The 13974-nt window shown below is 66.0% G+C and carries 13 protein-coding genes; 8 read left to right on the forward strand and 5 right to left on the reverse strand.

Annotation, left to right across the window (positions count from 1 at the left end):
- Positions 1-9: 9 nt before the first annotated feature.
- Together pyk and MCIT9_RS06905 are read right to left on the reverse strand one after the other, a co-directional pair.
- Positions 10-1431 (reverse strand): pyruvate kinase, encoded by a 1422-nt coding sequence (gene pyk, locus MCIT9_RS06900; protein ID WP_317706665.1) that lies wholly within the window; start codon positions 1429-1431, stop codon positions 10-12.
- Positions 1431-2249, reverse strand: coding sequence for an NAD-binding protein (locus MCIT9_RS06905; RefSeq protein WP_317706666.1), 819 nt, complete (start codon positions 2247-2249; stop codon positions 1431-1433). The genes pyk and MCIT9_RS06905 overlap by 1 nt, the downstream gene beginning before the upstream one ends.
- A 45-nt stretch (positions 2250-2294) precedes the next feature.
- Here MCIT9_RS06905 and MCIT9_RS06910 point away from each other — a divergent pair, with 45 nt between their 5' ends.
- The 8 genes from MCIT9_RS06910 (at position 2295) to MCIT9_RS06945 (ending at position 8373) form a co-directional block, all read left to right on the forward strand.
- On the forward strand, positions 2295-2933 hold the full coding sequence (locus tag MCIT9_RS06910; RefSeq protein ID WP_317706667.1) for a MarC family protein: 639 nt from the start codon (positions 2295-2297) through the stop codon (positions 2931-2933).
- A 3-nt stretch (positions 2934-2936) separates the two neighbouring features.
- Positions 2937-3914, forward strand: coding sequence for a magnesium/cobalt transporter CorA (gene corA / locus MCIT9_RS06915; RefSeq protein ID WP_317706668.1), 978 nt, complete (start codon positions 2937-2939; stop codon positions 3912-3914).
- 157 nt (positions 3915-4071) lie between these two features.
- Positions 4072-5166: an ABC transporter permease gene (locus MCIT9_RS06920; RefSeq protein ID WP_317704187.1), complete on the forward strand. Its 1095-nt coding sequence runs from the start codon at positions 4072-4074 to the stop codon at positions 5164-5166.
- Positions 5166-5933 carry an ABC transporter ATP-binding protein gene (locus MCIT9_RS06925; protein ID WP_317704188.1) on the forward strand — a complete coding sequence of 256 codons (768 nt, stop codon included), beginning with the start codon at positions 5166-5168 and terminating at the stop codon, positions 5931-5933. The genes MCIT9_RS06920 and MCIT9_RS06925 overlap by 1 nt, the downstream gene beginning before the upstream one ends.
- Positions 5918-6862 carry an MlaD family protein gene (locus MCIT9_RS06930; RefSeq protein WP_317704189.1) on the forward strand — a complete coding sequence of 315 codons (945 nt, stop codon included), beginning with the start codon at positions 5918-5920 and terminating at the stop codon, positions 6860-6862. The genes MCIT9_RS06925 and MCIT9_RS06930 overlap by 16 nt, the downstream gene beginning before the upstream one ends.
- Positions 6863-6882: 20 nt before the next feature.
- A complete protein-coding gene (locus MCIT9_RS06935) occupies positions 6883-7494 on the forward strand; it encodes an ABC-type transport auxiliary lipoprotein family protein (RefSeq protein ID WP_317704190.1) in 612 nt (203 codons plus the stop codon).
- Between the two features lie 158 nt (positions 7495-7652).
- The gene (locus MCIT9_RS06940; RefSeq protein ID WP_317704191.1) at positions 7653-8120 is read left to right on the forward strand and encodes a low affinity iron permease family protein; all 468 of its coding nucleotides are present in this window, start codon (positions 7653-7655) and stop codon (positions 8118-8120) included.
- A gap of 4 nt (positions 8121-8124) precedes the next feature.
- Positions 8125-8373 (forward strand): hydrogenase/urease maturation nickel metallochaperone HypA, encoded by a 249-nt coding sequence (locus MCIT9_RS06945; RefSeq protein WP_317704192.1) that lies wholly within the window; start codon positions 8125-8127, stop codon positions 8371-8373.
- Here MCIT9_RS06945 and MCIT9_RS06950 read toward each other — a convergent pair.
- From MCIT9_RS06950 to MCIT9_RS06960, 3 genes are read right to left on the reverse strand one after another with little or no spacing between them, the layout of a single operon-like run.
- Positions 8352-11696 carry a mechanosensitive ion channel domain-containing protein gene (locus MCIT9_RS06950; RefSeq protein WP_317704193.1) on the reverse strand — a complete coding sequence of 1115 codons (3345 nt, stop codon included), beginning with the start codon at positions 11694-11696 and terminating at the stop codon, positions 8352-8354. The genes MCIT9_RS06945 and MCIT9_RS06950 overlap by 22 nt on opposite strands.
- Position 11697: 1 nt before the next feature.
- Entirely contained in the window at positions 11698-13002 is a 1305-nt protein-coding gene (locus tag MCIT9_RS06955) for a DNA recombination protein RmuC (RefSeq protein ID WP_317704194.1), read from the reverse strand.
- Position 13003: 1 nt separating this feature from the next.
- Positions 13004-13813, reverse strand: a complete 810-nt coding sequence (locus MCIT9_RS06960) for a ZIP family metal transporter (RefSeq protein ID WP_317704195.1) — start codon at positions 13811-13813, stop codon at positions 13004-13006.
- Positions 13814-13974 lie beyond the last annotated feature (161 nt).

Below are 13974 nucleotides of genomic sequence, written 5' to 3' on the forward strand. Positions count from 1 at the left end.
TGTAAATCCTTATCCCGGGCATTCGATCCGGTCGATGATCTCCAGCCGGTTGGTCTCTCCGGGATGGCCGCGGGACGGGCCCTGGGTGACGATGACCGGTCCCTTGCGGATGCCGTGGCGGTGAAGCCAGTCGCAGGCGATCAGGCGCCATTCCCGCCCGTCTTCGCCGGTATGGACCGGATGGACGCCGTAGCTGAACAGCAGCCGCTGACAGGTGGCCGGATGGGGGGAGAGGGCGATGGTCCAGGCCGGCAGATGGAAGCGGGCGATGCGGCGGGCGGTGGCGCCGGTTTCCGTGGGGGTGAAGACGTGGCGGATGCCCAGGTGCAGAACGGTGGTGGCCACGTCCAGGGCGATGACTTCCTGTACGTTCTTCCGCCGCCCCGGTTCCGGCAGGGTGATGCGGCGTTCCCGTTCCGCCTCGGCGTGGCGGGCGATGCGCCCCAGCATCCGCACCGCCTCCACCGGAAACCGTCCCAGGGCCGATTCCTCCGACAGCATGACCGCATCGGTGCCGTCTAGGACCGCGTTGGCCACATCGGTGGCCTCGGCACGGGTGGGACGGCTGTGGACGGTCATGGATTCGAGCATCTGGTTGGCGGTGATGACCGGCTTGCCCGCCGCGTTGGCTTTGCGGATCAGGCGCTTCTGGGTCAGGGCGATGGTTTCGATCGGCGTCTCCACGCCCAGATCGCCGCGGGCGATCATGATGCCGTCGGCGGCGGCGAGGATGGCGTCGATCCGCTCCAGGGCGGCGGCGCGTTCGATCTTGGCGATGAGGTAAGGGGCCGCGCCCAGATCCTGGGCCGCCTGGCGTACCTGATGCACGTCCCCGGCCGAGGCGACGAAGGAAATGCTGACCGCGTCCACGCCCTGCTCACAGGCGAAGGCCAGCAAACGCTGATCCTGCTCGGTGAAGGCCGGCAGGGGAATTCGCAGCTTGGGAATGTTGACGCCTTTGTGGGAACGCAGCTCGCCGCCGACCACCACCCGGCAGTGGATCTCGTTGCCGCGTACCGTCTCCACCCGAAGCTCGATGAAGCCGTCGTTGAGGAAGACGGCGTCACCGGGACGGACGGCGCGGGGCAGCTCCGCCAAGGGCAGGCTGGCCCGCCGGGCGTCGCCGGTGACGGGTTCGGTGGTGAGTACGAAAGGCTGTCCCCGTGCCAGCACCACCGGATCGGGATCCAAAGGACCGATGCGCAGCTTGGGGCCGGGCAGATCGGCGAGGATGGCCACCGGATAGCCACTACGGGCGCTGGCGCGGCGAATGCGGTCGATGGTGCGGGCGTGGTGATCGGGATCGCTGTGGGCCAGGTTGAGGCGGGCCACCCGCATTCCGGCGCGGAGCATGCGGATCAGGCAGGTGACGGTGTCCGAGGCCGGGCCGATGGTGGCGACGATCTTGGTTTTGTGGCCGGTGGGTTTCATCAGATCGATCCCATCAACAACTGCATCAGGCGCTTGGAATCGATGGTTTCCCCGCTCAGGGCCATGGCCAGAAGCTCGCCGCCGAGCACCGGCGGGGCGATGATGAGGTTGGGCTTGACCCGGCGCAGGCGCTTGAGGTTGCGGGCGTCGTTGACGGCGGCGATGGTGCGCACCTTGTCCAATTCCTTGGCGGCGAGCACGATGAAGGCGTTTTCCGAATCGTCGTCGGTCAGGGCCAGGATCGCCTTGGCCTGATCGCCGCCGGCCTGTTTGAGCACCTCGATGTCGCTGGCATCGCCCACGACCACGTCCAGGTCGCTGTAGGGACTGCCTTCCGGATCGCGGCGGAGGATGAAGGTGATATTCTCGCCGCGGCGGCACAGTTCCTGATAGGTGTTGTAGGCCAGGGCGCTGGCGCCGACGATGATGTAGTGGTCCTTGCGGTTCATGGATCTCCTCCGGTGGAACAGGGCTTCCATCTGGCGGTTGATGAGGGGGACGAGGATGGCGCCGAAAATGCTCGCCACCGCCACTGTGCCGGCGCTGATGAGGGAGACCAGAAACAGACGCGCCTGGGGGGCCTGGGCGACGATGTCACCGTAACCGACGGTGGACAGGGTTTCGATGGTGAAGTACAGGGCCTGCTCCAGGGTGCGGATCGGCGGCGGCAGCAGATGGACCATCCCCAGCAGCCCCACCGCCAGGCCCAGGGGCAGATGGGGGAACCAGGCTTCCAGCGCCAGCGTGCGGCTCAGGTAGGCGGCACTGGCTTGCCAGCGGGGCAAAAAACGGCGTAGATGGCGCAAACGGCGGGCCATGGATGGTATTCTAAGCGCACTTATCCTTACGATACAGCCACAGTAATGCCGGAGTACGGATTCTACCTGCAGGCTTTCATCGGTTTTCTCGCCATCGTCAATCCCATGGGGGCGGTGCCGGTGTTTCTCGCCCTGACTTCCGACCGTTCCCATGAGGAACGCCGTGCCATCGCTAGCACTGCCGCTCTGACGGTTCTGTTGGTGCTGCTAGCGGCGCTGTGGGGCGGAGATGTGGTGTTGCGATTTTTCGGGATCGGCATTCCCGCCTTCCGGGTCGGCGGTGGGCTGCTCATCATTCTGATGGCCATCGCCATGCTTCATGCCCGTCAGAGTCATGCCGCCCATACCGAGGACGAAGCCGCCGAGGCCAGCGAGCGCGAGGCCATCGGCGTGGTGCCTCTGGGAATTCCCCTGATGGCCGGGCCCGGTACCATCAGCCTGGTGATCGTCATCGCCCATCAGGTGGCCTCGATCATGGACCGCCTGTGGTTGAGCTTGTGCGTGGCCGCTGTCGCGGCGATCGTCTGGATCGCCCTGCATCTGGCCGAGCCCATCGGCAGCGCCCTGGGGGTGACCGGTCTCAACATCATGGTCCGCATCATGGGTCTGCTTTTGGCCGCCATCGGCGTGCAGATTTTGGCCGAGGGCGGGGTGGCCCTGGTGCTGGGACTGCTGCCGGAATAATCGATGCCCAAAGTCCAGGGATACAGCTTCGACACCCAGCATTTCATCGAGTGCGGTGACGAGGCGTTGGAGGCGCTGCGTGAGTGGCGCCACACCGACCGGGTCAACTGGATCCGGATCCAGGGACGCCCCGGGGTGCTGTGGATGCGGCGTTACGGTGAGGTTCTCGGTCTCCACCCCCTGGCCCAGGAGGACATCCTCGAAGGTGAGCAGCGTCCCAAGATGGAGCCCTACGATGACCATCTGTTCGTGGTGCTCAATGTGCCGGTACTGGTACACGGCCGGGTGGTGCTGCGCCAGCTCTATATCTCCCTGCACCGCAATCATCTGGTGACGGTGTTCGAGGGGGATCGCGATCCCTTCGACGGCATCGTGCGCCGTCTGCGTCAAAATGGCCACGACCGGCTGCGGCGCGCGGATCTGGACTATCTGTTCTATGCCCTGGTGGATGTGGCCGTCGATGGCGCCTTTCCGGTGCTGGAGCAGCTCGATGACCAGCTGGAGGTGCTGGAGGAGAACCTCATCGTCAACCCCGACCGCCGCGCCCTGGGGGACATCTACCGCCTGCGCCACGACATCCTGCTGCTGCGCCGCAGCGCCTGGCCCCAGCGCGAAACCCTCGGGAGGCTGCTGCGCGAGGCCGATGAGTGGATCGGCGAGACGGTGCGGTTCTATCTGCGCGACTGTCTCGACCACGCCCACCAGATCGCCGATCTGCTCCAGACCCTGGCCGACACCAGCGCCAACCTGCTCGACATCTATCTTTCCAGCGCCAGCATGCGCACCAACGAGATCATGCGGGTGCTGACCGTGTTCGCCACCATCTTCATGCCGCTGACATTCATTGTCGGTGTGTATGGTATGAACTTCAGGCACATGCCGGAGCTGGAATGGCGCTATGGCTATCCTGCAGTGCTGGGGATATGCCTGATGATCGCCCTGGGTCTGCTGATCTGGTTCCGCCGCAAAGGCTGGCTTTGAGTAACCTTAATATAGAGGAGAGGCGATGTTCGAAGGTGAATTCGGCAAAATCCGGCTGCTCCCAATCGGGCCCGACACCGAGGAACAAGATTTGTATGTAATGGATGATGGGCGGCGTGATTGGTTATGACAGAACGGGCCTTTCCACCCCCCTGAGATGGCAGGTTGGCGTTTCGAAGATGCCCGGTTGCTGCTTACCGGGTCGTGGACTGTTTTGTGTCTCCAGGATGTTCGGTTGCAAAGGTTGCCGTCGCTGCCGGCCGGCCGCTCCCTGGTCATCGACGGCAGCGGCCTGACGGCGCTGGATTCCGCCGGGGCCCGGGCCATCGTCGATCTGAGGGCGCGGCTGCGCCAAGCGGGAATCGACGTGACCCTGGAGGGTTTCAGCAAGGCCCGCTGCCGGCTGCTGGCGCTGGTGGAACGGGAGCTGGCCCCGCCTCCGGCCATTCCGTCGCCCCACTGGCTGGCGCATCTGGGGCGGGCGGTCTGCGAGGTGATCGACGACGGGCTGGGATTTCTGGCCTTCGTCGGCCGCCTGGCGCTTCAGGCGCTGGGCTGGCTGCTGCGCCCGTGGCGCATCCGCTGGCGGGCGCTGCTGGCGGAAACGCAGCGGGCCGGCGTCAACGCCCTGTTCATCGTCGGCCTGTTGTCTTTCCTGATGGGGGTGGTGATCGCCTACCAGGGCGGCGACCCCCTGAGCCAGTACGGGGCCAACATCTACATCGTCGATCTGGTGGGACTGACCATCCTGCGCGAGATCGCTCCGCTGGTGACGGCGATCATCATGGCCGGCCGCACCGGTTCCTCCTACACCGCCGAGATCGGCGCCATGAGGATCACCGAGGAGGTGGACGCCCTGCGCAGTCTGGCGCTCGAGCCGGTGGAGATCCTCGCCCTGCCCAAGCTGGCGGCAATGCTGGTGGCGATGCCGCTTCTGATCGTGTTCGCCGATTTCACCGGCATCCTGGGCGGGGTCGTGGTGTCCGACCTGCTGTTCGGGGTGGGGCTGAGGGGCTATCTGGAGCGCCTGCCCCAGACCTTCCTCATGCCCAGTTCCTTCTGGGTCGGGCTGGTGAAGGCGCCGGTGTTCGCCTTTCTCATCACCGCCATCGGCTGCCACCAGGGCTTCCGGGTGCGGGGCGGGGCCACCAGCGTCGGTTACGCCACCACCCGCAGCGTGGTGCAGAGCATCTTTCTGGTGATCGTGGTAGATGCGCTGTTTTCCATTCTGTTCAACAAGCTGGATCTGTGATGGAAGAGGCGGTCATCGAACTGAGGGGGATTCACAACCGCTTTGGAGCCACGGTGGTCCACGAAGGCATCGACCTGAGCGTCCGCCGCGGTGAAATCCTCGCCATCATCGGCGCCTCGGGCAGTGGCAAGAGCGTGCTGCTGCGTACTATGGCGCTGCTGCACCGACCCACGTCGGGCCAGATCCGTCTGTTCGGCTGCGACGCCCGCCGGCTGAGCGGGGAGGCCGAGCGCCACCTGCGTCTGCGCCTGGGTTTCATGTTCCAGAACGGCGCCCTGTTCAGCAGCCTGACGGTGTTCGAGAACGTGCGTTTCCCCTTGGACGAACACACCCGTCTGCCCGCTTCCCTCAAGCGGGAAATCGTGATGCTCAAGATCGCGCTGGCCGGTCTGGAGGCGGGGGACGCCGCCAAATATCCGCGTCAGTTGTCCGGTGGCATGGTCAAGCGCGCCGCTCTGGCGCGGACCCTGGCGCTCGATCCCGAGGTGCTGTTCCTCGACGAGCCCACTTCCGGCCTGGACCCGGTCACTGCCGGCGCCTTCGACGAACTGGTGGTCGAGCTCAAATCCCTGCTCGATCTTACGGTGGTGATGGTGACCCACGATCTCGACACCCTGTGGAACGCCACCGACCGGGTGGCCTTCCTCGCCGGGCACCGCTTGGTGGCGGTGGCGCCCATCCGGGAGCTGGTCCACCACCCGCATCCGGCCATCGCCGCCTATTTCGCCGCCCGCCACCGACGGGGAGGGGAATGGAAACCAAGGTGAACTACGTCCTGGTGGGCCTGTTCGTGCTGGTGCTGACGGCGGCCGCCATCGTCGCCGGCCTGTGGTTGGCCTCGGATCTGGGGGTGACCCGCTACCGCCCGTATCTGGCCTATTTCCACGAGTCGGTGGCCGGGCTCAATCCCAGCGCCGCGGTCAAGTACCGGGGGGTCGATGTGGGGCTGGTGCGGGCGCTGTCCCTCGATCCGGCCGATCCCACCCGGGTGCAGGTGCGGCTGGACATCGCCGACGGCACACCGGTCCGCACCGACACCTACGCCATCCTCAAGTTTCAGGGCCTGACCGGCATCGCCTTCGTGGAGCTGGAAGGAGGCGCCCACGGCCGCCCGCTGGCCAGCCCGCTGCCGGACGGCAGTCCGGCGGTGATCCCCACCCGGCCCTCACCAGCCGGCCGCCTCGATGAAGCCGTCAGCAGGGCCGCAGCGCGCATCGACCAGCTCGGCGCACGGCTGGCGGCGGTGCTCGATCAGGAAAACATCCAGGCGCTGCACCACATTCTGGCCAATCTCGAGGAAGTGACCGCCACGTTGGCCCGGAACCGGGAAAATCTGGATCGTCTGCTGACCGAAACAGCCCGCTTCAGCCGCGACCTGGCCGCGGCGGGCGAATCGCTGCCGCAACTGGGCCGGCAGCTCAACCGCCTGCTGACCGATTACGACCGCCTGGCGGCACAACTGATCCAGGCGGCCACCGTCGTCACCCGCCTGGGCCGGCAGCTGGAACGCACCAGCGCCGCCACCGGCCGCGACCTGCATCAGGCACTGCTCACCCTGGAAGCGGAAATCCAGCGCCTGAGTCTGGAGGTGGGCGCCAGCGCCCGCGAGCTGCGCCGCCTGAGTCGCCGCCTCAGCCAGCATCCCAATGCCTTGATCTACGGCTCGCCGCAGCCGCCGCCGGGACCTGGGGAATGATTACAGCCAAAGGGTCATCGATGGAAAAAATCACACGTCTTTTGATGACGCTCATGCTGGCGATGCTGCTGGTGGGCTGCTCACTGCTGCCGCAGCCTCCCCGGCCTCAGCGCCTTCTGAGCCTGGAGGCAGCGCCGCTGCGGGAGATGCCGCCTGCCGGGGGGGAGAAGGTGCTGCGCTTCGATCCGGTCACGGCAGCCGGCCCGCTGCAGGGCGTCGAAATCCTCTACCGCCGCGGGGGACCGGAAGTGTCTCACTACGCCCGCCACCGCTGGCTGGCCCCGCCCGCCGAGCTGATCGACCGCGCGGTCATGGAAACCCTGGCGCCGCATCTGCCCTACCGCGCGGTGGTGCGTCCCGGCACCCCGGCAGATGCGGACCAGCGCCTGAGCATCACCCTGTTGCGGCTGGAACAGGTTTTTACCGCCGATGGCCGCAGCCAGGTGCATCTGGCGCTGCGGGTTGTCTGGCAGACGGAGCGAAGTGGAAGGATTCTCGGCTCCCGCCTGTTCCGCTACCGCCAGCCGGCCCGGCCGACCGCCGAGGGGGCCGCGATCGCCGCCGGGCAGGCCCTGGAGCGGTTCTTCCAGGATCTGCTCATCTGGCTCAGGAACGGTCATGGCGAAGGCTGACTGGCGCCCCCTGTCCCGGTTCGCCGATTCCTGGTTCTGACCGATCTGACCCTGGAGAGCGGGCGGAATTTTCAGGAGGCAGCCGCTTGAGCCGAACGAGGCAAATCGGCTATGGTGTCCGCATAAAACCCGATCAAAAATCCTGAGGAGGAGATGCTATGCCGGCACCGCAACACAGTCCGACTCACGCTCTGGAACGCCTGCTCGATCAGTGGAGCATCGACGTCCGCGCGTGGAACGCCCGCTTCGACCGTTTCGCCCGTTTCGCCTCGCGCCTGGCCGGCCGGCCTCTCGCCTTCAACCTGGCCATCTTCGTCATTCTCGTCTGGATGCTGAGCGGGCCGTTCTTCGGCTTCAGCGACACCTGGCAGCTCATCATCAACACCGCCACCACCATCGTCACGTTCCTGATGGTGTTCATCATCCAGCACACCCAGAACCGCGACACCGACGCGATCCAGATCAAGCTCGACGAGCTGATCCGGTCAGTCGACACCGCCGAGAACATGCTGCTCGATCTGGAGGAGATGGAGGAGGAGGAACTGCTGCTGCTGCGCCAGCGCTACATGGAACTGGCGCGCAAGGCCCGCGAGGAGCTGGAAAAACGCAGGCGGGGGGAGGGCTGAATGCGTGTTGGTGAAAATGTGCAGGCTTCTGGTGACCATCGGCGCCTGCGCCATCAACGGCGGTATTCCGGCTCTGCGCAACCGCTACGAGGCTGAGGCCGAGCGTCAGGGCTTCTCCCGGGTGGAACGGGTGGGTGCGCTTTCCTGCGTGGAACCGGAAGCGCTGTGTTTCTGTTTCGACGCGGTCACGGCCGGCAGCATCGCCGAGGGGGCGGTGCCGAAGATGCGCCTTCAGGAACTGGAAGTCCGCTGATCCCGGCGCACCACCACCTCAAGCGGCCCCTTGCTGTCCAGGTGCACGTCGCGCTGCGGGAATGCGATCTCGATGCCGGCCTCGTTCAGACGCTGATAAATCTGCCGGTGCAGGTCGGTGATGGTGGAAAGGCGGTTGTCGAGGGTGCCGAGATAGGCCCGCAGGATGATAAGCAGCGAATTGTCGCCGAAGCTTTCGAAGGTGATCAGGGGCGCGGGATCGTCGAGCACTTCCGGATGGGCCCTGGCGGTTTCCCGCACGATCGCCATCGCCTTTTCCACGTTACAGCCGTAGGCCACCCCGATCTGGATGACGATGCGGTTGATGGTATCGGTCAGGGTCCAGTTGATGAACTCGCCGGTGATGAAGTTCTTGTTGGGGATGACCAGCTCCTGGCGGTCCCAGTTGAGGATGGTGGTGGCGCGGATGCGGATCCTGGAGACGGTGCCGGTGGTATCGCCGATGGTGACCACGTCCCCGACCCGGATGGGGCGCTCGAACAGCAGGATCAGGCCGCTGACGAAATTGGCCACCACTTCCTGAAGCCCGAAGCCCAGGCCCACCGACATGGCCGCCACCAGCCACTGGATCTCCGACCACTGGATGCCGAGAGCGCCGCAGATGAGATAGATGCCGACGGCGGTGATGAGGTACTGGGTCAGAGCGCTCCAGGCATAGCGCCCCCCCTGGCTCAGGGGCAGATGGCGCAGGACGGCGAACTCCAGCAGCCCTGGCAGGTTGCGGGCGGCGAGCATGGTCAGGATGCCAAGCAGGATGCCGCTGGTGACGTCCGCCAGGGTCAGGGGGACCTCCTTGGGGACTCCGCCGACCAGGCGCCGGGTGGTGATGGGAAGCGTGATCTCCTTAAGCAGGTTGAGGGCCGGGATGGCATCCTGCCAGATCCACCACAGGCCGGCGACACCCGCGATGAAAAACCCGATCCGGAACAGGCGGCGGGTCTGCTCGCTCAGCCGGCCGAAGTCCACTTCAGGCTCCTCCACCGGCGGCAGTTCGGTGGCGGCCGCCTCCTCGGCGCGCTGGCGTCGCAGTTCCTCGCGCCGGCGCAGGATCTCCTGGTAGCGCAGGTGCCTTTCGGTGACGTAGAGCCAGCGCAGCAGCAGATCCTTGACCAGCATCAGGGCGAGGAAGAACCACAGGGTGCGGAAGGCCTTCTCCGCCAGGTAGAAGGCGGCGTAGTAATAGCCGGCCAGGGCGGCGGCGGCCAGTTCCAGGGGGACTGCCAGGGCCGGATAGAACCACAGGCCGTGATAGCGGACGACCCAACTCGGCCGCGAGGCTTCCAGCTGGTTGAGGATCGGGCTGTGGCGGTGCCACAGTTTCCAGATCAGCACGGTGCTCGTGAGCATGAACAGTGCGAAGCTCAGCCGTCCCAGACCCAGGGAAGCCGGTGTCAGGCTCGGGCTTCCGGTGATGCCGACGGTGAAGGCGCACAGGACCGCCCAGGGCAGGAACCAGCGCAGATGGAACCACAGGCTTTCCCGGGTCACCTGCAGCCAGCGCAGATGACGTTGGGCCAGACCTTCGGGACGGCAGAGCTGGCGGAGGATTCCGAACGCTGCGGCCGGCCGGCCGGCGAGCAGCAGTCCGGCGGCCAGGGGGGTCAGTTCGGGCTCGGTCAGGGAATGGCGCCGGAGCCACAATCCCGCGCCGAACAGCAGCAGGGGCAGCGGTGCGGCCAGGATCAGGGTGTCGATCAGGGCGCGGAGGGTGTTGCTGAAGCGGTCGCTGCGGATGCTGCGGGTCGCCTGCCCGAGAGCGGTCAGGTCCCGGGCGGCCCGGCGCTGCAGAAAAAGAAGCACCAGCAGGGCCAGGGAAAGGGCCGCCGGTGGGCCGGGATCACGGCGCGCCAGGACGGCCAGCTGCCGGAGCCGGTCCTGGATGAGGGAAGGTTCCAGGGCGTACTTCAGTGGCCCGAGGAGGGTTTCCCGGTCGAATCGCAGGCGGCGGTAGGGGATCCACAGCAGCTGGCGCTGCAGGAAACGGCGATACGCCTGAACCTGTTCGTAGAACTGATGCTCCAGGGCATCCAGTTTCGACAGGCTGCTCAGATAGCGGGTGTATTCCTGTTGCAACGTCTGCAGGGCTTCGCGGCGGTTCTCCAGGGCCTCGCGCAGCTGCAGGCGGAGGATCGCCCGCCGCCCCGGCGGCAGGTCGGGTGGCAGTTGCGCCAGGCTGGCTTCGATGAGCGCATCGATATCCTCCAGCTGCCGCAGGGCTTCCTCGATCTCGAAACGCCGCACCACGGCCTGCTTCAGGCGGGTGCGGCGGATGGCCCCCTCACGGCGGAAGCTGTCGAGATTGGGCAGGGAGCGGAGGCGCTGGGACAGCATCGCGGCGATGGCCTCATCGGTGCCGGTCAGTTCCACCGCCTGGCGGATGCGCTCGAAGTCACGCTGCAGGGCGGTAAGCCGGTTCTGGAGCGCGTCGATGCGGTGCTTGAGGTGCTTGCCTTCCGCTAGCAGATGCTCCAGTTCCTGCCACAGCTCCAGGTTCTCCTCGTACAGCGGTTGCACCTCGGGGGCGGCGGTGCGCAGCGCCAGTTCCGTGGTGCTGCTGGCGCTGAGAACCTTGTGTTCGCGGGCCAGCGCCACGGCCTGACGCAGGCGTTCGCTGCGGCTGCGGTGCTCGGCGGCTTCGAGACGCAACAGGTCCCGTTCGGCCCGGGTCAGCTTGGTCAGCAGGTCCAGATGGCTTTGCTGGAGACGCAGAAGCGCCAGCTGCGCCTCCAGCCAGTGCCGCCGGGCCTCCAGGGACAGGCGGCGGGCGCGCTGCAGCGGGTCGGCCGGGTTTTCGGGCAAGTTTTCCAGTTCACGGGCCACTTCGGCCAGCTGCTGTTCCAGTGCGGCGATACGTTTGCTGCCCTGGGCGGCAAATTCCACTAGCTGCGCCAGTTCCTGTTCTTTGGTCTGAAGCGCGGTGGTGGTCTTGTTGCGGGCCGCCTCCTCTTCGGCCAGCTGCACTTCCAGTTGCTCGAGAGGACGCTCCAAACGCAGGGGCGGCCAGCTGCGGGCCAGCCTCTCCGGGCGTTCCAGCAGCGTTCCGATTTCCCGCAGCCGTCGGGGGGCCTGGCGTACGGTCTCCTGCAGGCGCCGCTGTTTCGCCTCGGTCGCCTGGGCCTGCTGCAACCACTGCAGGGCCTGGCCCAGCCATTCCAGGGCCTGTTTGCGGTCCTTTTCCTCCAGGGTGGAGGATTCGATGGTCTGGCGCAGCGCCTCTATCTGGGCCGCGTCCGGCGCCTGGGACGCCCCCCAGCCGGATCCGGCAAGCGCAAGCAGGAGCAAAAGCGCCAGGTAACGCCGCACCTCAGTCCGCCTTCGGGGGTTGCAGATCGGGCAGCCGCTTTTTCACCGGCACTCCGAGATCGACCAGCATCTCCGCCTGGCGGATCAGGTTGCCGCGGCCGTCGGTGAGCTTGTTGCGGGCTTGGTTGTAGGTGTTTTGGGTGGTCTGCAGCTGCTGGCCGATTTTGTCGAAATCTTCGAGAAAGCCGCGCAGCTTGTCGTACAGCCTGCCGGCGCGTTCGATGATGTGCTGGACGTTTTCCTGCTGGCGCTCGAAACGCCACAGGTTCTCGACGGTGCGCAGGGTCGCCAGCAGGGTGGTGGGGGTGACCACGATGATGCGCTTTTCGAAGGCGCGGGCGAACAATTCCGGGTCGGCCTGGAAGGCGGCGCTGAAGGCGGCCTCGATGGGCATGAACATCAGCACGAAGTCGAGGCAGTTGAGGCCGGGAAGATCCTCGTAGTTCTTGGTGCTGAGCTGGTCGATGTGGCGGCGGATGGACGCCAGGTGGCGCTTGAGGGCGGTCTGGCGGTCGCTGTCCCCGTCGGCGTTGACGTATTCCTGCCAGGCGCTGAGGGAGACTTTGGAGTCGATGACGATGTCCTTGCCCTCCGGCAGATGGACGATGACGTCCGGGCGCAGCAGTTTGCCGTCGGGATCGCGGAAGCTGCCCTGGACCTCGTACTCCTGTCCTTGGCGCAGCCCGGAACGCTCCAGCACCGTCTCCAGCACGATCTCCCCCCAGGTGCCCTGGGCCTTGCTGTCGCCCTTGAGGGCCCGTGCCAGGCGCTGGGCCTCCTCGTCGAGTTTCTGATTGGCCTCCTGGAGGCGCCTGAGCTCCTGCAGCAGCGAACCGTGCTGTTTCTGTTCCTCGCTGTGGATAGCGTCGATACGCCGGCGGAATTCCTGGAGCTGCTCTCGCATCGGGGCCATAATCTGGTCGAGGCTGTGGCGGCTCTGCTCGCTGAACTGGCGGCCCTTTTCCTCCAGGATGCGGGCGGCCAGGGCCTCGAACTCGGCCTTGAGCTGGGTGCGGGCCTGCTGCAATTCCGCCAGCTTTTCCTCGTGATGGCGGCGCTGGTCCTCCAGCCGGGTCTCAAGCTCGGTGTTGCGGGTCATAAGGCGCTCGCGCTCGTCTTCCAGCTCTCCGAGGCGGCTGCGGAGGGATTCGAGTTCGGCCATCAGCTGCCGGTTGCGCTGGTCGCTTAAGGCCAGGTCCTGTTCCCGGCGGCTTAGGTGCCGCTGCTGCAGCAGGGCGGTGAGCAGGGCGCCAAGCAATAGGCCGGCGGCGAGGGGGATCAGCCAGATGGGATCGAAAGCGGGCATGTCAAAGATGCGATTCTTCGAAGCCGAGATTGTGGAACAGGATCAGGAGAGTCACCAGGATGATCACGCCGATGAGGATGCGGCGGAACAGTACCGGCGGCGGCTGGTCCTGGCGGATGTGGCTGAGTACGTCCACCGCCGCCACGTACAGGAAGGTGCCGCCGGAGAACAAAAGCAGTAGGCCGATCCAGTCGTGGGACAGTCGGCGCAGGAACAGGAAGGTAATCAGCAGCCCGGCAGGCGTGGCCAGGCTGAAGCGCAGCAGCTGACGCCAGGGATTGGAGGCAGGGGTTCCTTTGCGCCACAGAAACGCGCCCAGGCCGAATGCCACCGGCAGTTTGTGGACCATCACCGCTGTCAGGATCGGTATGCTGACCGCCATCAGACCGGTGGCGATGCTGGCGCCGATGGCCAGGCCGTCGGTCAGGGCGTGCAGCGCCAACCCCAGGGACAGGAGCGGGGTGGGATCGGCGGGTTTTTCGATCTCATGTCCGATCCCCCAGGATTCCAGCCCCAGCATCAGCAGAAAGCCGCTAAGAAGCGCCAGGCCGGAAGCCAGCGCCGGGGGCAGGGTCAAGAAGGTGTCCGAATGGGGGACGGTGTCGGGCGGGTGCAGCATGAACAGCATTTCGAAGCCCTCCGGAATCACGATCACCATCGCCGAGGCCAGCAGGAGACCTGCGGCGATGGCTGTGGTCGCCGGCCAGTGACCGGCCTTGAAAGCGGGCAGATAGCGGGGGGCCAGACCGGCCCCGAGCGCCCCAAGAAAGGCGACGAGGGCGAAGGCGAGAGCGGAAGACCAGGCGGACACGGAAGATCCTTTTGAGTGAACGAAAAATCCTGCAAGTTTACCGTCTGGCCAATGCTTTGGCCAAGTGAATCAGGCCTGCCGTCACTCGGGCGAAGGCATCATAATTGAGCTTGTCTGTTTCGTTACCGTTCATTGCGCCAGGCCAAGCCTGGAGAAGGAGG

This window comes from Methylomarinovum caldicuralii (assembly GCF_033126985.1).
GTDB lineage: Bacteria > Pseudomonadota > Gammaproteobacteria > Methylococcales > Methylothermaceae > Methylohalobius > Methylohalobius caldicuralii.